Below are 17,534 nucleotides of genomic sequence, written 5' to 3'. Positions count from 1 at the left end.
CCGGCGAGACGTCGGCGTCCGCGGACCAGTACCAGTTGGCGGCCTGGTGAGAGTCCCCGGCGGCACGGGGGCTGCCGTACCGGTCCTCGATGTGGAGGCGGAGCCTGCGGTCTTCACACCCGGCCAGCGGCCGGTCACGGGCGGAGGCCCCGCGCGGTGTGGCACGACGCCACCGGGCCCCGCGGGCAGACGGCCGGTGACGGGCGGGCGACTCGTCACTAGCCTCGCCCGCGCACCCGCCGACCGTCCGGGTCCGCTGGCCCGGCGCCCCCTGAGAGGCCCGTCATGGGCAGGTCGTTCGCGTCCCGCGTCAGTCATCCACGGCTGAAGTGGGTGGTCCTCCTCTGCTGGGTGGTGCTGGCCGCCGTCTCGGCGCCGCTGGCCGGCGCGCTCACCGGCGAGCAGGAGAACGACGTCGCGGCATGGCTGCCCGCCGACGCGGAGTCGACCCGGGCCCTGCAGCTGCAGACCGAACTCGGCTCCGACCCCGACGTGCTGCCCGCCGTCGTCGTCTACGAGCGCACCGCGGGGCTCACCCCTGCCGACACCGCGGCGATCCAGGCGGACGTCGGGGTGCTCGGAGAGCTGGACGCCCTCGCCGGGCCGCTCGTGGGACCGGTCCCGGCCCAGGACGGGCAGGCCGCCCAGCTCGTCGTGCCGCTCGACGTGGGGTCCGGCGGCTGGGAGGCGATCGCACCACTGGTCGAGGACGTCCGCGCCGTGGTCTCCGACGGGCCCGAGGGCCTGGACGCCTACGTGACCGGCCCCGCCGGCAGTGCCGCGGACTCCGCGGCGGCGTTCGAGGGGATCGACGGCACCCTGCTGTTCGCGGCCCTGGGCGTCGTCGTCCTGATCCTGCTGTTCACCTACCGCAGCCCGGTGCTGTGGATCCTGCCGATCTTCTCGGCCGTCATCGCGCTGAGCTGCTCCCAGGCGCTGATCTACCTGCTGGCCCGCCATGCCGACCTGACCGTCAACGCCCAGAGCGCGAGCATCCTGACCGTCCTGGTCGTGGGCGCCGGCACCGACTACGCCCTCCTGCTGATCGCCCGCTACCGCGAGGAGCTGCGCCTGCACACCGATCGGCACGAGGCGATGACCGAGGCCGTGCACCGGGCCGGCCCGGCGGTGCTGGCCAGCGGCGGCACGGTGGTCCTCGGCATGCTCTGCCTGGTCGTGGCGGAGATGAACTCCACCGCCGGGCTCGGCCCGGTCGCCGCCATCGGCGTCGCCGTGACGCTGGCCGTGCTGATGACGCTGCTGCCCGCGCTGCTGGTCATCTGCGGTCGCTGGGTGTTCTGGCCGGTGCGCCCGACCTTCGGCAGCGCCGAGCCGACCGCCACCGGGCTCTGGTCGCGGGTGGGGGCGCGGATCCGGCCGCGCCCCCGCGCCACCTGGCTGGTCACCAGCGGGCTGCTGCTGGTGGCCTGCGCCGGCACCCTGCTGCTCTCCCCCGACGGCCTGACCCAGGCGGAGAGCTTCCGGGGCACCCCCGAGTCGATCCAGGGCGGTGAGGTCGCGTCCCGGCACTTCCCGGCGGTCGCGGGCAACGACGTGCACGTGATCACCGCGGCCGGCTCCGCCGCCGAGGTCGCCGACGCGACGGCCGCCACCGAGGGCATCGCCCAGGTCGCCGAACCGCAGGTGGTCGGCGACCGGGCACTCGTGGAGGCCGCGCTGGCCGACCCCTTCGACAGCCAGGCCGCCTACGACACCATCGAACGGCTGCGGACGGCGCTCGACGATGCGGGCGACGGCGACGCGCTGGTCGGTGGCAACACCGCGCTGAACCTCGACGTCCAGGACGCCGCCCAGCGGGACAACCTGGTGATCATCCCGTTGATCATGCTCGTCGTCCTGCTGGTGCTCGGCGTGCTGCTGCGGGCCCTGGTCGCGCCGGTGCTGCTGATCGCCACGGTGGTGCTGTCCTACGGCGCCGCGCTCGGCCTGAGTGCCGTGCTCTTCGACTGGACGATCGGTGTGACGGCGACCGACAGCTCCTTCCCGCTGTTCGTCTTCGTCTTCCTCGTCGCGCTGGGGATCGACTACAACATCTTCCTGATGACCCGGGTCCGGGAGGAGGCCGTCGACCACGGCACCCGGCGGGCCGCGCTGATCGGGCTGGCCGCGACCGGCGGCGTCATCACCTCGGCCGGGCTGGTCCTCGCGGCGACGTTCTCGGTGCTCGGCACGCTGCCGCTGACCTTCCTGACGCAGCTGGGGATCGCCGTGGCGCTCGGCGTCCTGCTCGACACGATCGTCGTGCGCTCGGTCCTGGTCACCGCGCTCACCCTCGACGTCGGCCGGCACATGTGGTGGCCCGGCGCGCTGGCCCAGCGGCCCGACGAGCCGGACGTGCCGGCCGCCGGCACCACCGCCGTGCCGGCCGTCCCCGGGACGCCGAGCCGGGCCTGACGCCGGTCCGAGGCCGCACGCCGAGCCGGGCCTGACGCCGGTCGGCGCCGGACCGAGGCCGCACGCCGAGCCGGGCCTGACGCCGGTCGGCGCCGGACCGTGGCCGCACGCCGACCGGCGCGGGGCCGTGACCCCGGGCCGGTCGGCGCGGGGCCGTGGCCGCGCGCTCCGTGCGCCCGGACGTCAGGACGCGGCCGCCTGCTCCTGCGCCGGCCGCTGGTCGACGCTGCCGACCGGCGGCACGTCGGGCGCCACCGCCGCGACCACGCTGAGCGCCCGGGGAGCGGGGACCAGCTCCCCCAGCGCCTTGTCCAGCTCGCCCGACAACCGGGAGACCACCTGCTCGGCCTGCGCCCGGCAGGCCCCGGCCCGGGCCAGCTCGGTGTGCGCGGCCGCCTGCTCCTGCTCGGCGACCCGGTGCGCCTCGGCCGCCTCGGCCACCGCCGCCGCGTGCTCGGCCGCCGCCGCCGCGTGCTCAGCCGCCGCCAGGTGCAGCAACGCAGCTGCCTGCGCCAGGGCCAGCTGCAGCTCCTCCTCGGCGGTCCGCCGGGCGTTCCGCGCCAGTTCGTGCAGGCGGTCGCAGTCGGCGACGGCCCGGGCACGCACGTCCTGGACCTGCCGCAACGCCGCCGCGGCCGCCTCCCTGCCCTGCTCGCGGAACCGCTCTCCCTCCGCGACCCCCGCCTCCACCAGGTCTGCGGCCTCGTCGGCGGCCAGGCGGAGGATCTCGCCCACCCGCTCGGAGACCCGGCCGAGCTCCCACCCCGCCGGCGACGTCGCCAGCCGCCGCTCGGCCTGGTCGAGCTGCGCGGTGCACCGGCCCAGCCGCCGGGTGAACTCGTCGAGCTCCCGGCCGGCCAGCTCCAGCTCCGACTCCGCCCAGACCACGTAGTTCTCCACCTGCAGCCGGTCGTAGCCGGTCAGCCGACGGCGGAAGGCCGGTGGCGCCTCGGAGACCAGGTCGCGCAGGTCCCCCGAGAGGTTCGGACGATGCCGCCCCCGGAGTCGGACCGCCGGCAGGTGCACGGATCGGGCCATCGTGTTCCCCCTGTCCGGGGCTCCCCAGCCGTGGGTCGCCCCCGGTCCCCCTGGTCAGTCCGGCCACCATGGACCCGGTGCCGACCGCCCCGCAGCAGTCGGAAGACCCTGTTCCGGAAGCCCTGTCTGCGAGAGCATGGTCGATCGACCGTGGAGGCCCGGCCCGGCGGCGCACCGCGGGCACGCTGCAGGAACCCGGCCCGCGGGAGGTGCAGGCCCGGCCGAGGTCAGCGCGGTGCCGGTCAGCCGCCCGGCTCGGTGGGCAGTGCGCCGCGGGCCACCGCCTGGACGAGGGTCTCGTGGTCCCGCTCCGTCTGGTCGGCGTAGGCGCGGGCGAACCGGCACAGCGCGACGTCGACGTTGTCGGAGCGGCCCAGGTAGCCGGCGATCATGGACGCGCCACTGGTCCGGGCATGCCCCTTGGCCAGCAGCCGGCCGCAGACCCCCGCGTAGTCGCTCAGCGCAGCGGCGTCGAGGGAGTCGATCGCGATGGTGCCCTTCATGTTCCTGAACTGGCGGACGTAGTACTGCCGCGGCCCGATCGTCGTCCAGCCCAGCAGCGGGTCGCTGACCGTCTGCAGCGCCTGCTGGTACTCCACGACCCGCTGCCCCTGGTGGGCGTGCCAGGCCGACTCGCCGTGGACGTGCTCGGCCACGACCGACCGGCGGGCCTGCTTCAGCTGCAGGAACACCACGTCGTCGGGGCTGCTCCCCTCGCACAGGGCCACGTAGGCGCGCAGCCCCACGCTGCCCACCCCGACCACCTTGTGGGCGACGTCGACGAGCGTGTAGCCGCTGAGCACCCGCCGCCAGTGGGACGGCAGGGTGCCGGTGTAGCCGTCCAGCCCGTCGGCCACCGCGGCGGCCTCGTCGTCGTCGAGCCGGGTGATCAGCGGGGGCTCCTCGACGATGCGCCGTCCCTCCTCCCGCTCCTCGGTGAACCGGGGCAGCGCCCGGTCGCTCACCCGCTTGCGGGCCCGCCGGGCGGCCCGTTCGACCTCCGTGCGCAGCGACTGGTCCTCGACCGTGGTGTGCAGCCCGGTGACGTCCAGCCGCTCGAACGACCGGGCCAGCAGCGGCTGCCCGGCCAGCCAGCGCACGTGCTCCCGGTACCGGCGCGCCATGGACGCGACCGCGTCCTCGCACTGCTCCTCGGTGGCCGAGTTCTGCCGGCCGGCCACCCAGACGCTCGCCGCCAGCCGGCGGAGGTCCCACTCCCAGCCGCCCGGGTGCGCCTCGTCGAAGTCGTTGAGGTCGATGACCAGGTCGCGCTCCGGGGAGGCGTAGAAGCCGAAGTTGCCCAGGTGGGCGTCCCCGCAGATGACCGGCCGGATCCCGGTGGCCGGGAGGCCGGCGAGGTCCGCGGCCATCACCACCGCCGTGCCCCGGAGGAAGCCGTAGGGCGAGGCGGCCATCCGGGCCACCCGCACGGGGACGAGCCGCTCGACGCGCCCCAGGTGGGAGGCCCGGATCTGGTCGACGACGTCGGGCCGGTCGGCCGGTGCGGTCCACTGCCCGAGCGCGGACCGGGGCACCTGCTTGCGCAACGACTTGCCGAGGGCGTACCGCTCCGCACGGGGTGTGGCCCGACGCCGCAGCGAGCCGTAGCCCTCGCCGTCAGCTGCGGTGAGCACGACGTGCCCGTTCTCTCCCTCACCGGTCACGGCCACCCCAGACGGTCGACGGACTGCTCCTCGGTGCATCGTGCACCCCCGGTGGCGCGCCCGTCAGGGCCCGGGGACCACCCGCCGATGCGATGGGCGCCGCCCGGCCCTGCGGGAGCCCCCGTCCGCAGCGCCTCGGGTCGCCGGTGAGCGGTGGACGGAGGACCGTGGGGCACGTCGCCGCCCAGGCCGGCGCCGGGCCCGGACGGAGGTCGCATGGGACGGGTGCACCTGCTCGCCACCGGCGGCACCATCGCCAGCCGGCAGGAGGCGGACGGGCTCGCGCCGGTCACCCCCGCGGCGGAGCTGCTGGCGGTGGCCCGGTCCCCCGCCGGCACGACCGTGACCACCAGCGACCTCGGCACCGTCGCCAGCTTCGCCCTCACGACGTCGGACCTGCGGGACCTGGTGACCGCGGCCCGCCGCTGTCTCGTGGACGGCGTGGAGGGCGTCGTGGTCACCCACGGCACCGACACCATGGAGGAGTCCGCGTACCTCGCCGACCTGCTCCACGACGACCCACGGCCGATCGTCTTCACCGGCGCGCAGCGCCCGTTCGACAGTCCGGCTCCCGACGGCCCCGCGAACCTCGCCGATGCGCTGCGCACCGCTGCCTCGCCCGCGGCCCGCGGCCTGGGTGCCCTGCTGTGCTTCGACGGCCTGGTCTTCGCCGCCCGCGGCGTCCGCAAGGTCGACACCCTGCGCGGCGGTGCCTTCGGCGCGCCGGGGCGGGGCCCGGTGCTCCGGCTGGCCGGAGAGTCGGTGCTGCCGCTGGCCAGGCCCCCACGTCCGGCACCCCTCCCCCTCGACCCGGAGGCGGAACTGCCCCGCGTCGACGTCGTGGCCTGCCACCTGGGCGTGGACGCCGCACTGCTGCGCGCCTCGGTCGCCGCCGGCGCCGCCGGGGTCGTGCTGCAGGCGCTCGGCGCCGGGAACGTCCCCCCGGCGGTCGCCGAGGCCACCGAGGAGCTCGTCGCCGGCGGGGTCCCCGTCCTGGTCTGCTCCCGGGTGCCGTCGGGTCCGGTCGCCCCCCTCTACGCCGCCGGCGGGGCCCGGCTGGCCCGCGCCGGCGCCCTGTTCGCCGGCGACCTGAGCCCGTGGCAGGGGCGGCTGCTGCTGGCCGCCGCGCTCGCCCTCTCCCCCGGGGACCCACGGCCGGTGCTGGCCCAGCACCTCGCCGTCTGACACCACCGCCCCGGCCCGGGGCGGCCTACGTGAAGGAGCGCTCGACGATGAGCAAGGAGATCCTCGTGGCCTTCGGCGTCGACATCGACGCCGTGGGCGGCTGGCTCGGTTCCTACGGCGGGGAGGACTCCCCCGACGACATCTCCCGCGGGGTGTTCGCCGGTGAGGTCGGTGTCCCGCGCATCCTCGAGCTGTTCCGGCGGCACGGCCTGACGCAGACGTTCTTCTGGCCCGGCCACTCGATCGAGACCTTCCCGGAGCAGTTCGACGCCTGCGTCGCCGCCGGGCACGAGATCGGCGTGCACGGCTACAGCCACGAGAACCCGATCGCGATGAGCCGGGAGCAGGAGCAGGCGGTCCTCGACCGCTGCATCGAGCTGATCGAGCAGCGGACCGGGCGCCGTCCCACCGGGTACGTGGCCCCGTGGTGGGAGTTCAGCGGCGTCACCAACGAGCTGCTGCTCGAGCGGGGCATCAAGTACGACCACTCGCTGATGCACCGGGACTTCGAGCCGTACCACGTCCGGGTCGGCGACTCCTGGACGAAGATCGACTACTCGGCGCCCGCCGAGAGCTGGATGGAGCCGCTGGTCCGCGGCGAGGAGACCGACCTGGTCGAGATCCCGGCCAACTGGTACCTCGACGACCTGCCGCCGATGATGTTCGTCAAGTCCAGCCCGAACAGCCACGGCTTCGTCAACCCGCGGGACATCGAGCAGATGTGGCGCGACCAGTTCGACTGGGTGCACCGCGAGATGGACCGCGCGGCCTTCACGATGACCATCCACCCGGACGTCTCCGGACGCCCGCAGGTGCTGCTGATGCTCGAACGGCTCATCGAGCACGTCAACTCACACCAGGGCATCCGCTGGGCGACCTTCGACCAGATCGCCGACGACTTCCTCAGCCGCTCACCCCGGACCGCCGGCGGGTCGTAGCCGGCCACGACCCGCCGGTCGGCTGCCCCTCCCGCTGACCGCCGCGTCAGGTGGACGGGCCGTCGGCGTCGTCCGGGTCCTCCTCGGGCTCGAAGGTGCCGCCGGCGTCGTCGGACAGGCCGAGCTCCACGCCGGGCGCGTCCTCCTGGGGCGAGGGTCCGGCGTCCGGATCCGGTGCAGCTGGTGTGGTCACGGCGACTCCTCCTGTCCTCTCGGCTCGTCCACGGCCCTCAGTCCTCCCCGAGCTGCGGCGCGAGACCGGGCACGTCCGGTACCGCCGCCAGCGGGTTGTCGAGCAGGTCGCGCACGACGCCCGCGCTGCCCCCACCGCGTCGGTCCGGCTCCGCGGCGGCCAGCATCAGGCCACCCGGCAGGTACTCGATGCCCGTGGCGGCCCCGATCTCCTCCACGACGCTGAACTCGTGCCCGAGCGCCTCCAGCTCCGGCCCGTAGGCGGCGACGAACGCCGGTTCCGCGGTCACCACGGCGGTGTTCCGCTGGCTGGCCCGGGGCGCGGCGATCGCCGCGGCGAGGTCCAGGTCGCGGTCGATGCGGTTGACCAGGGTCTGCAGCACCGTCGTGATGATCGTGCTGCCACCCGGCGAGCCGAGGGCCAGCACCGGTTCCCCCTCGTCCAGGACGATCGTCGGCGCCATGCTGCTGCGCGGCCGCTTGCCCGGGGCGGGCAGGTTCGGCTCGGGCACGGTGGGGTCGGCGGCGGCGAAGGTGAAGTCGGTCAGCTCGTTGTTGAGCAGGAACCCGCGACCGGGCACCGTGATCCCGCTGCCGCCGGTCTGCTCGATCGTCAGCGTGTAGCTGGCGATGTTGCCCTCGGAGTCACCGACCGTGAGGTGCGTGGTGGACGGTCCCTCCGTACCCTCCTCCACGGTGAGCCCGTCGTCCGGCGGGCACGGGCCGTACTCGCCGTCCGGGCTGCCCGCGGTCGTCGGCTTCGCCATCGCCGCCTCCGGGTCCAGGGCGCAGGCCCGCTCCGCGGCGAACTCGTCGGAGAGCAGCTCGGCCAGCGGCACCTGGCTGTACGCCGGGTCGCCGACGTAGGCGTTGCGGTCGGCGAAGGCCAGCGCGCTGGCCTCCAGGTAGGAGTGCAGCACCGGCACGGCGGGCAGCGCCCCCAGCTCGAACGGCTCCAGGACGTTCAGCGCCTCACCGACGGTCGAGCCGCCGCTGGACGGCGGGGCCATCCCGTAGACCTCGAGCCCGCGGTACTCGACCAGGGTCGGCTCCCGCAGCGGCGCCTCGTACCGCGCCAGGTCCTCCTCCGCCAGCAGCCCGGCCCGGACGTCCTCGACGCCGGCCGCCTCGGGTGGGTCCTGGGCCGTCCGCACGACCTCCCCGGCCAGCTCCCCGGAGTAGAACGGCTCCACGCCCTCGGCCGCCAGCAGCCGGTAGGTCTCCGCCAGGTCGGGATTGACGAAGGTGGACCCCACCTCGGGCAGTGCCCCGCCCGGCAGGAACAGCTCGGTCGTCGGCTCGAACGTGCGGAACTTCTCCTCGTTCTCCGCGGTCTGCTGCCGGAACGTCTCGTCGACGACGAAGCCCTCGTCGGCCAGCCGGATCCCGCCCTGCAACGTGTCCGCGAGCGACCAGGTGCCGAACTCTGCCAGCGCCGTCGCCCAGGTCTGCGGCGTCCCGGGCGTGCCCACCGACAGCCCGCTCTGCACGGCCTCGGTGAACGGCAGGGGCTCGCCGGCCTCGTCGAGGAAGGCGTCCGCGCCCATCGCGAGCGGTGCGGTCTCCCGGCCGTCGATCGTCGTGACCGTCCCGGTGCTCGCGTCGAAGTACAGGAAGAAGCCGCCACCCCCGACCCCGGCCGAGTACGGCTCCGTCACGCCCAGCGCGGCGGCCGCGGCGACGGCCGCGTCCGCGGCGTTGCCGCCGGCGGCCAGGACCTCCAGGCCCACCCGGGTGGCATCGGCGTCCACGGTGGCGACCGCGCCTCCGGTGCCGACGGCCCACGACCGCTTCTCCGGCAGCGGGTCGACGGGCTGGGGGTCGACCGGAAGTGGGTCGAGGGGCAGCGGATCGAGGGGCATGGCGCTGGCGGGCCCCCCGGCCGCGAGCGCACCGGCGGTCAGCGCGGTGAGGGCGAGCAGGGTGGTCCGCGGACGCAGCATGGAGACTCCTCGGGCGTCATCGATGCGCAGGCCCACATCGGACACCCTCCGGGCTCCTCGCGCCACCCCTCGACCCGGCCGGGGCGCGCTACGGTGCGGGGTCTTCCCGCTGGGGATCCCGCCCGGCCGCTCCCCCTCGTGGAGGTCCTCGTGAGCAAGCCGGACAGTCCTGGGGTCGTACCGGTCGCGACCGGGGTGGACGGCGCGCGCCTGGCCGGCCTGCGACGGTGGAACCTGGCGCTCACGGTGCTGCACGCAGCCCAAACCGTCGCCGTCGTGCTGCTGGCGAGCAGCTTCGCCATCACCGTGACGACGTCCTTCCCGACCGGCCCACCGGGAACGCCGCCGCCGGCGCCGGAACCGCTGGTCGACATCGGCGTGGGGTCGGCCATCGCGGTCTTCCTCGGGCTGGCCGCGGTGGACCACCTGCTGACCGCCACCGCGCTCCGCGGGCGGTACGAGGCCGGCCTGCGCCGCGGGATCAACCGGTTCCGGTGGTCGGAGTACTCGATCAGCTCGACGATCATGGTGCTGCTGATCTGCAGCTACACCGGCATCACCGGGCTGAGCGCACTGATCGGCATCGCCGGCGCGAACGTCGCGATGATCCTCTTCGGCTGGCTGCAGGAGCTGATGAACCCGCCCGGCCGCACCCGGACGACGATGCTGCCGTTCTGGTTCGGGTGCGTCGCCGGGGCCGCGCCCTGGGTCGCCATCACCGCCAACATCGTCGGCGCCGCCCAGCTCCCGGGCTTCGTGATCGGGATCTTCGTGTCGCTGTTCGTGTTCTTCATGAGCTTCGCGGTCAACCAGTGGCTGCAGTACCGGGAGGTCGGCCCGTGGCGCAGCTACGCCTTCGGCGAGAAGGCCTACCTGGTGCTGAGCCTGGTCGCGAAGAGCGTGCTCGCCTGGCAGGTGTTCGCCGGATCGCTGGCCACCTGACCCCCGCGGAAGCGGTCTCCGGTGATCAGCCGGTCAGGAAGCCGCTCTCGTAGGCCGCGATGACCGCCTGGGTGCGGTCCCGCGCGCCCAGCTTGAGCAGCACGCTGCTGACGTGCGTCTTCACCGTCTCCCGGCTGAGGAACAGCTCGGTCGCTATCTCGGCGTTCGACAGCCCGCCCGCCACCAGCCGCAGCACGTCGGCCTCGCGGCCGGTCAGCTCCGGCAGCGCAGCCGGCCCCCGGACGCGGGACGGTGCGTGCGTGGCGATGAGCCGCCGGGTCAGGTCCGGGAGCACCAGGGACGTGCCGCGGGCGACGACCCGGATGGCGTCCACCAGCGCGTCGGGGTCCGACCGCTTCAGCGCGAAGCCGCTGGCGCCGGCCTGCAGCGAGCGGAAGAGGTAGTCGTCGTCCTCGAAGGTGGTCAGGACCAGCCCCCGCGGACGCTGCGGGTCGCGGGCGACCAGCTCCGCCGTCGCCGCGATGCCGTCCATGTCGGGCATCCGGACGTCCATGAGGACGACGTCCGGATCGGTGTCGGCCGCGACGGCCAGCGCCTCCCGCCCGGTGCCGGCGTCGCCCACCACGGTCAGGCCGGGCTCGCTCTCCAGGATCACCCGCAGCCCGGAGCGGACCAGCACGTCGTCGTCCACGAGCAGCAGCCGCAGGCCGGTCATGCCGCGCCCGACAGGGGCAGGGTGACGCACAGGTCGAACCCACCGGACGGCGTCCGCTCGGCGCGGAACGTGCCGCCCGCGGCGACCGCCCGCTCCCGGAGGCCCGTCAGCCCACGGCCGCCGCCGGGGCCCGGGCGGACGTCGAGCTGCGCGACCGGGTCGTTGTGCACCTGGACGACGAGGGTGGGCCCGCTGCGGACGACCCGGGCGACCGTCGGCGGGGTGCCCGCGTGCCGCAGCACGTTCGTCGTCCCCTCCTGGACGACCCGGTAGGCCAGCTCCTGGACCGCGGCGGGCACGTCGTCGACCTCCCCGTCCACCACGAGGTCGACCGGCAGGCCACCGTCGCGCAGGCCGGCGAGCAGGTCCTCCAGGTCGGCCAGCGTCGGTGCGGCGAACGGGGCGGGGTCCCGGCCGCCGTCCTCGGCCCGGAGCACGGTGAGCACCCGGTCGAGCTCCGCGAGGGCGGTCCGGGTGTTGATCTCGATGTGCCCCAGCGCCTGCCGGGCGAAGTCCGGGTGCAGCGGCCGGTCGTCGGTGGGCGTGAGCGTGCGGCGCGCGGCGGTGGCCTGCAGCAGGCTGGCGGTCAGCGCGTGGCCGATGGTGTCGTGCAGGTCGCGGGCGAGCTTGTTCCGGTCGGCCAGCCGGCGGGTGCTCTGCTGCAGCGCGGCGATCCGCTGCTCCGGCGCGGTACCGAGCAGCCGGGGCGCGACCGAGGCCGACAGCCGCACCAGCAGGTCGACCGCGGCCACGGTCAGGGCGACGTCCAGGGCCATGAGCGCGAGCAGCGGGAGCGCGTTGATCGGGTCCCAGTCGATGCCCCAGCCGAGCGCGGCGAAGACGGCGGCGCCGAGCAGCAGCGTGGTGGCCGTGGCCACGGCGAGGAGCACCCGCGCCCCGAGCCAGCCCAGCGCCCGCCAGGTGTCGGCGGCGAAGACCAGCCGCCGCAGTCTCCGGACGACGCCGCGCTGGTCCCGGACCCGCTCACCGTCCGGGACGTCGACGCCGAGCAGCCGGCGGGCCAGCCGGCGCGCGAGGCCGGCCAGGCCCCGGGTGATCGCCAGCACCAGCAGGACCAGCAGCACGCCGATGCCGTAGACCACGGCGATCACCGAGCCGACCAGCCCGATGTAGAGCAGCAGGAACAGCCCGCCGAGGGGCAGGCTGACCAGCGCGTAGAGGGCCCGGCCGCGCCAGCCCGGGCGGGCGGCCACCAGCAGCGCCCGCACCCGCGCGGCGATGTCGGTCGCCGGGTGTGGCGCGCTCGTCGGGGACACGGCCCGATCCTGGCTCACCGCCGCGCCGGGCGGCTCCCCCTCGGGCGCCCGGTCCGCCTCCCCCGCGTGGGGGAACCCGGTCGGCACCGCGGGGTGATCCGCCCCGGGCCGCCGGACCGACACGCTCCCTGTCATGACTTCAGCTCCCCTGTGGCGGCCACGCCGTCCCGCCCCCGCCGGGCCGCGCGCATGATCCAGGTGCGTGGGCTGACGAAGCAGTACGGCGAGGTCCGGGCCGTCGACGACCTGACCTTCGACGTCCAGCCGGGCAAGGTGACCGGCTTCCTCGGCCCGAACGGTGCCGGCAAGTCGACCACGATGCGCATGGTCCTCGGGCTCGACCGGCCCACCGCCGGCTCCGCGCTGGTGGCCGGCCGGCCCTTCGCCACGCTGGCCGAGCCGCTCCGGGCGGCCGGGGCACTGCTCGACGCGGGCGCCGTCCACCCCGGTCGCCGGGGTCGGGACCACCTGCGGGTCGCGGCCCGCACGAACGGCATCCCGGTGCGCCGGGTGGACGACGTCATCGACCAGGTGGGGCTCGGGCCCGCGGCGCGGAGGCGGGTGCGCGGCTACTCGCTGGGCATGCGCCAGCGGCTGGGCATCGCCACCGCCCTGCTCGGCGACCCCGCCGTCCTGCTGTTCGACGAGCCGATGAACGGCCTGGACCTCGACGGCGTGCGGTGGGTCCGCCGGCTGGTGCGCGGGCTGGCCGACGAAGGCCGGACGGTGCTGCTGTCCAGCCACCTGATGAGCGAGATGGAGCAGACCGCCGACCACCTGGTGATCATCGGCCGCGGTCGGCTGATCGCGGACGCGTCGATGCAGGAGGTCGTGCGGGGCGAGGGCGCCCGGCAGCAGGTGCGGGTACGGACGCCGTCGCCCGACGCGCTGGCCGCCGCGCTGCTGCGTCGACGGCTGCAGGTGTCCCCCACCGACGACGGTGACCTGCTGGTCTCCGGGACCACGGCCGAGACCGTCGGCGACGTCGCGCTGGAGGTGGGGATCGCGGTGCACCGGCTGGCCGAGGAGCACTCCTCGCTGGAGCAGGTCTACCTCGACCTCACCGGGGACAGCGTCCAGTACCGGGTCGCCGGTGCGCCTGAGCCGGTCGGGCTGGTGCAGCGATGAGCGCCACCGGGGTCGCCGCCGGGACGACCGGGACGCCCCGCCCGGAGCCGGGGACGGCGACCGTCCTCCGGCGGGCCGCCGGGGCCGAGTGGCTGCGCCTGCGCACGGTGCGGACGACGTGGTGGTGCCTGCTGGCCGGCGCGGTCACCGTCGTGGGCATCGGCGCCACCGCGGCCTACGACGAGGCCACCGGACCGGCCGATCCGTCGGCCGGCCTGCCGGCGACCCTGGCCGGCGAGTTCGGCGTGCTGCTCGGCCAGTTCGCCCTGCTGGTGCTCGCCGTCCTCGCGGTCACGCAGGAGCACGCCAGCGGGTCGATCGGCCCGACCCTGCAGTGGACGCCGCGCCGCGGGGTGCTGCTGGCCGCCCGGGTCACCGTGCCGGTCGTGGTCGCCACGGTGGCCGGGGTGCTCCTCGCGCTGGTCGCCGACGTCGCCGCCTGGGCCATCGCACCGACCTTGACCCTGTCCGCCGGCGACCTGGTCGCCAGCCTCGGCGGGATCGCGGCGGTGCTGGCCGCCGGGAGCGTCCTGGCCGTCGGGCTCGGCCTGCTGCTGCGCAGCACCGCCGGGGCGCTGGCCACGGTGTTCCTGCTCCAGCTGGTGCTGCCGGCCCTGCTGCCGGGCTTCGGCGTCCCGTGGCTGGCCGAGCTCGGGGAGCTGCTGCCGGGCACCGGTGCCGTCTGGGTCCTGCTCGGGGAGCCGGACCTGACGGCTGCCACGGCCACGACGCTGCTGGTCGGCTGGTCCGGGGCGGCGCTCGTCGCCGGCGGCTGGTCGCTGCTGCGCCGGGACGCCTCGTAGGTGGCCCAGCGGCCCTCCCCCCGCGGGCGGTCGGGCGCCGGTACTCAGCCGCCCGCGGACCGGACCACCCGCACCGGCCGTCGCCCGGGCCGGGACGGCGCCCGGCGGTCGAGCAGCGCCACCACCGCCATGTGCGGCACGGTCAGCCCCAGGAGGACGGCCAGGGCGCCCGCCGTCCAGTCGGGCCGTTGCGCGCCGGCGACGAGCAGTGCGATGCCGGCGAGGGCCACGGCCGTGGGAGCAGCGGCGGCGGCTGCGTAGCGGCGGAGCGGGGCACCGAGCCGGCCGGCCGCCAGGTCCTCGCCGTTGCGGGGGTCGAGCACCAGCAGCCGGCCGATGTGGCGCACCGCGTGCCACCCCCCGAAGTAGGCCCCGAAGGCGGCCGCCGGCGGGACGAGCAGGAACAGCGCGCTGAGCAGGACCGCCTCCCCCGCCCACCCCGGCCGGCCGTGGACCAGCGCACCGAGCACCGTCACCAGCACGGCCACGCCGACGACGGCCAGTGCCGCCTGCCGGACGCCGGGGGTCAGCAGCGCCGGCAGCCCCGGGGACAGCGCCGCGAGCACCCGGTCGGCCTCCTCGGGCCACCGGGCGAGCGGGACCGCGACGGGCAGCCCACCCAGTCCGACGACCGGTGCCAGGTCACGCCACGCGGGCCGCCAGGACGTCCCCGACCGCTCGGCGTCGAACGCCACCTCGCCCATGCCGAAGTGCACCGCGGACACGGCGAACAGCACCAGGAGACTCGCCACCGGCGCCACGAGGAGGGCGCCCAGCGCGATCAGCGCGGTGGCCGCGTAGCCGACCAGCACCCCCGGGCGCAGCACCCGCCCCGGTCGCCCGGCGACCCAGTCCGGCACGAGGTGGTCGACCGCCCCGTGCGGCAACCCGAGCAGCACCCCGGCGGCCAGGATCCCCAGCGCCCACGCCGAGAGCTGGTCGGGCAGCAGCACCGCGGCCACGACGACCGCGCCGACGACCCCGACCGACAGCCGGGTCGTCAGCGCGGTCACCCGCGGCGGTGCGTCCGCCGTCACGACGCCGTCCTCCGGGTCAGGCAGCCCGACCGGGAGCCGCCACGTCGGTGATGCCGCCGCGGGGCATGGTGACGTCGGAGGCCACGGCCTCGTCGTGCCCCTCGTGCTTGCTCACCTTCCGGGCGATGACCGCCAGCAGGATGCCGTAGACGACCTTCGAGGTGACGTCGGCGATGGTGTAGGTGATCTGCCGGGCGACCACGCCGTCGGCGGAGTCCCAGATCGCCGGCATCAGGTAGGCGCCGGGGTAGAGCATCCAGGAGACCAGCAGCAGCCACCACACGGCCTTGACCAGCGGGCGGACCTCCGCGGGCAGCCGCCCGACGTTGCCGTACACGGTGCGGTAGACCAGCACGAGGATCACCAGGAAGAACACCGTGCTGATCGAGCCCCAGATCCAGAACGGCGCGCTGCGCTCGACCTCGTAGAACTGGCCGGCATAGCCGGTGTAGATCATCCCGAGTCCGGCGACGGTGAAGACGATCCAGCCGCGGCGGAACGCAGCGCCGGTCACCCCGAGCACGATCAGCATCTGGAGCAACAGCACGGGGACGTCGATCGTCCAGTTCATGTACCGGTAGCCGTTGGAGAACAGCGTGCCGGTCGGGCTGAACGCCTCGCCGTCCCAGCTGAAGGCGCTGTCCCACTTCTGGGAGATGACCAGCAGCTCCAGGAACGCCGACAGCATCACGACCGCGGACAAGGTGGAGGACAGCTGGTACCGGGGCAACGAGTTCTTGCTGGTCAGGACGAAGTACACCAGGCCGGCCGCCATCGCGGCGTAGCCGAAGGTGAAGACGTGGGACACGATCGTGTACTGGAAGAAGTCAAAGGTGAAGGTGTTCTCGACGTTCACGGGGTCTCCTGCGGGATCGCGGCCTCGTGCCTGTTCTCGATCACGGACACGCAGTTCTTCCGCTGCCGGCAGCGACGTGGATGCAGTGCCGGACGAGCAAGCTCAGCCGACCCGGGAACCGCCGGGCGGAGTGGGTACGTTGTCCTCCCAGCCGGCCCACCGCCCTGGACGAGGAGCACCATGACCACCCCGCTGCCGACCGGCCCTGCCGGCGCACTGGACGTCCGGGCCGACGACGAGCTGTCGTGGCTGCTCTCCCTGGACAGCACGGTGCTCGCCGTCCTCGGTGGGGTGTTCGTGACCCTGCTGCTGATGGCCCTGCTCACCGGGTGGCTGGTCGTCCGGCGGGTCCGGCGCAGCCCGCTGGTGGCCCGGAGCCGGGAACTGGCCTCGCGCGGCCGCGAGCTGGGCGTGCAGGGCGCCACCGCGGTCACGGCACGGCGGCTGCCCCCGGGGCAGCGGCGCACCTGCGCCGAGCTCCAGCTCGAGGTCGCCCGGTCCCGGGACCGGCTGCGCCGCCAGGTGGCCGCCGCCCGGGCCGCCGGGGCGCACCTCGGCGAGGTCCCGGACCTGCTCCCGGCCCTGGAGGCCGAGGGCAGCCGGCTCGAGCAGCGCCTGCGCCAGCGGACGCAGGACCCGCAGACGGTGTGCCGGGACGAGCCGGCGACGGAGGCGCGGGCGTACCTGGACACGGTCGCCGACGTCTGCGACGCGGTGTTCCAGGCCGAGCGGGTGGCCGCCCCGACCGGCCGGACGACGGCCGACGTCGCCGATGCGGTCACCGCACTGCGCGCCCACACCGCCGCCTACCAGGAGCTCATCGCCCCGCCGGCGATGCCGCCGCTGCCCCGTCCGGCGGCCGGACCCGCCCCTGCCGGCACCGACGCCGGACGCCCGCACCACTGAGCCGGGGCGCCCACCCGTCGGCACCGGTCAGGTCGCGGCCGGCACCGCCGCCGGGGCGGCCAGCGCGGCGCGCAGGGCCGCGGTGTCCAGGTAGGCCTCGAAGCGGTGCACCCGGCCGCCGGAGACGGTGAAGACGTGCACCTCGGGCACGTCGAACGGCGCACCGGTCGCCCGCACCACGCCGCGGGTCCGGCCGACCTGGACCACGTGACCGGACCCGTCGGCGAACAGCCGCTCGGTCTCCGGGTGGGAGTCCAGGTGCCCGGTCAAGGTGGCCAGGAAGTACCCGAGCCCCTCGTGCCCGACGTGGACGCCGCCCCAGGGCAGCTCCGGGGACTGGGCCACCGTCCCGTCCTCGGCGAACAGCGCCATGATCCGCGGGACGTCCGCCTGCTCGAACGCCGTGTACACCTCACGCACCAGCGCCAGGTCCCGCTCTGCCTGCTGCATCCTCGTCTCCTCCGCTCGGTTCGGGAGGACCACCCTCCCGCCGGCGGCCGGCGCCGCGCGTGCACGTTCCTGCCCGGTCCTGGG

General features: G+C 75.3%; 16 protein-coding genes. 7 read left to right on the top strand and 9 right to left on the bottom strand.

What is annotated here, in order from left to right:
- The first annotated feature begins 285 nt into the window (after window positions 1-285).
- Complete coding sequence (locus FB380_RS17100) at window positions 286-2,415, top strand: MMPL family transporter (RefSeq protein WP_166756563.1); 2,130 nt, start codon at window positions 286-288, stop codon at window positions 2,413-2,415.
- 183 nt (window positions 2,416-2,598) lie between these two features.
- On the opposite strand, the gene FB380_RS17095 is transcribed toward FB380_RS17100, so the two are convergent.
- Both FB380_RS17095 and FB380_RS17090 read right to left on the bottom strand, forming a co-directional pair.
- A complete protein-coding gene (locus tag FB380_RS17095) occupies window positions 2,599-3,453 on the bottom strand; it encodes a hypothetical protein (protein ID WP_166756562.1) in 855 nt (284 codons plus the stop codon).
- A 242-nt stretch (window positions 3,454-3,695) separates the two neighbouring features.
- Window positions 3,696-5,117 (bottom strand): DUF2252 domain-containing protein, encoded by a 1,422-nt coding sequence (locus tag FB380_RS17090; RefSeq protein WP_229682239.1) that lies wholly within the window; start codon window positions 5,115-5,117, stop codon window positions 3,696-3,698.
- A gap of 216 nt (window positions 5,118-5,333) precedes the next feature.
- Between FB380_RS17090 and FB380_RS17085 the strand changes: the two genes are divergently transcribed.
- Both FB380_RS17085 and FB380_RS17080 read left to right on the top strand, forming a co-directional pair.
- Window positions 5,334-6,302: an asparaginase gene (locus FB380_RS17085; RefSeq protein ID WP_166756560.1), complete on the top strand. Its 969-nt coding sequence runs from the start codon at window positions 5,334-5,336 to the stop codon at window positions 6,300-6,302.
- Between the two features lie 47 nt (window positions 6,303-6,349).
- Complete coding sequence (locus FB380_RS17080; protein WP_166756559.1) at window positions 6,350-7,240, top strand: polysaccharide deacetylase family protein; 891 nt, start codon at window positions 6,350-6,352, stop codon at window positions 7,238-7,240.
- 46 nt (window positions 7,241-7,286) lie between these two features.
- On the opposite strand, the gene FB380_RS17075 is transcribed toward FB380_RS17080, so the two are convergent.
- Window positions 7,287-7,433: a hypothetical protein gene (locus FB380_RS17075; RefSeq protein WP_166756558.1), complete on the bottom strand. Its 147-nt coding sequence runs from the start codon at window positions 7,431-7,433 to the stop codon at window positions 7,287-7,289.
- Between the two features lie 37 nt (window positions 7,434-7,470).
- Complete coding sequence (gene ggt, locus FB380_RS17070; RefSeq protein WP_166756557.1) at window positions 7,471-9,375, bottom strand: gamma-glutamyltransferase; 1,905 nt, start codon at window positions 9,373-9,375, stop codon at window positions 7,471-7,473.
- A gap of 150 nt (window positions 9,376-9,525) precedes the next feature.
- Between ggt and heR the strand changes: the two genes are divergently transcribed.
- A complete protein-coding gene (heR, locus tag FB380_RS17065; protein ID WP_166756556.1) occupies window positions 9,526-10,317 on the top strand; it encodes a heliorhodopsin HeR in 792 nt (263 codons plus the stop codon).
- Between the two features lie 25 nt (window positions 10,318-10,342).
- Here heR and FB380_RS17060 read toward each other — a convergent pair whose 3' ends face one another.
- Together FB380_RS17060 and FB380_RS17055 are read right to left on the bottom strand one after the other, a co-directional pair.
- Window positions 10,343-10,993 carry a response regulator gene (locus FB380_RS17060; RefSeq protein ID WP_166756555.1) on the bottom strand — a complete coding sequence of 217 codons (651 nt, stop codon included), beginning with the start codon at window positions 10,991-10,993 and terminating at the stop codon, window positions 10,343-10,345.
- Window positions 10,990-12,270 carry a sensor histidine kinase gene (locus FB380_RS17055; protein ID WP_166756554.1) on the bottom strand — a complete coding sequence of 427 codons (1,281 nt, stop codon included), beginning with the start codon at window positions 12,268-12,270 and terminating at the stop codon, window positions 10,990-10,992. Before FB380_RS17055 ends, FB380_RS17060 begins: the two co-directional genes overlap by 4 nt.
- 189 nt (window positions 12,271-12,459) lie before the next feature.
- Between FB380_RS17055 and FB380_RS17050 the strand changes: the two genes are divergently transcribed.
- A complete protein-coding gene (locus tag FB380_RS17050) occupies window positions 12,460-13,398 on the top strand; it encodes an ABC transporter ATP-binding protein (protein ID WP_166756553.1) in 939 nt (312 codons plus the stop codon).
- Window positions 13,395-14,201, top strand: a complete 807-nt coding sequence (locus FB380_RS17045; protein ID WP_166756552.1) for a hypothetical protein — start codon at window positions 13,395-13,397, stop codon at window positions 14,199-14,201. The genes FB380_RS17050 and FB380_RS17045 overlap by 4 nt, the downstream gene beginning before the upstream one ends.
- A gap of 44 nt (window positions 14,202-14,245) precedes the next feature.
- On the opposite strand, the gene FB380_RS17040 is transcribed toward FB380_RS17045, so the two are convergent.
- Window positions 14,246-15,238, bottom strand: coding sequence for a Brp/Blh family beta-carotene 15,15'-dioxygenase (locus tag FB380_RS17040; protein ID WP_166756551.1), 993 nt, complete (start codon window positions 15,236-15,238; stop codon window positions 14,246-14,248).
- A gap of 16 nt (window positions 15,239-15,254) precedes the next feature.
- Entirely contained in the window at window positions 15,255-16,094 is an 840-nt protein-coding gene (locus tag FB380_RS17035; RefSeq protein WP_166756550.1) for a bacteriorhodopsin, read from the bottom strand.
- Window positions 16,095-16,274: 180 nt separating this feature from the next.
- Here FB380_RS17035 and FB380_RS17030 point away from each other — a divergent pair, with 180 nt between their 5' ends.
- Complete coding sequence (locus tag FB380_RS17030) at window positions 16,275-17,000, top strand: hypothetical protein (protein ID WP_166756549.1); 726 nt, start codon at window positions 16,275-16,277, stop codon at window positions 16,998-17,000.
- Window positions 17,001-17,027: 27 nt separating this feature from the next.
- On the opposite strand, the gene FB380_RS17025 is transcribed toward FB380_RS17030, so the two are convergent.
- Window positions 17,028-17,450 carry a nuclear transport factor 2 family protein gene (locus FB380_RS17025; RefSeq protein ID WP_166756548.1) on the bottom strand — a complete coding sequence of 141 codons (423 nt, stop codon included), beginning with the start codon at window positions 17,448-17,450 and terminating at the stop codon, window positions 17,028-17,030.
- Window positions 17,451-17,534 lie beyond the last annotated feature (84 nt).

Source organism: Modestobacter marinus (assembly GCF_011758655.1).
Classification (GTDB): Bacteria; Actinomycetota; Actinomycetes; order Mycobacteriales; family Geodermatophilaceae; genus Modestobacter; species Modestobacter marinus.
The sequence above is the reverse complement of the archived record's forward strand: the minus strand, read 5'-3'. Positions and strand labels throughout refer to the sequence as shown.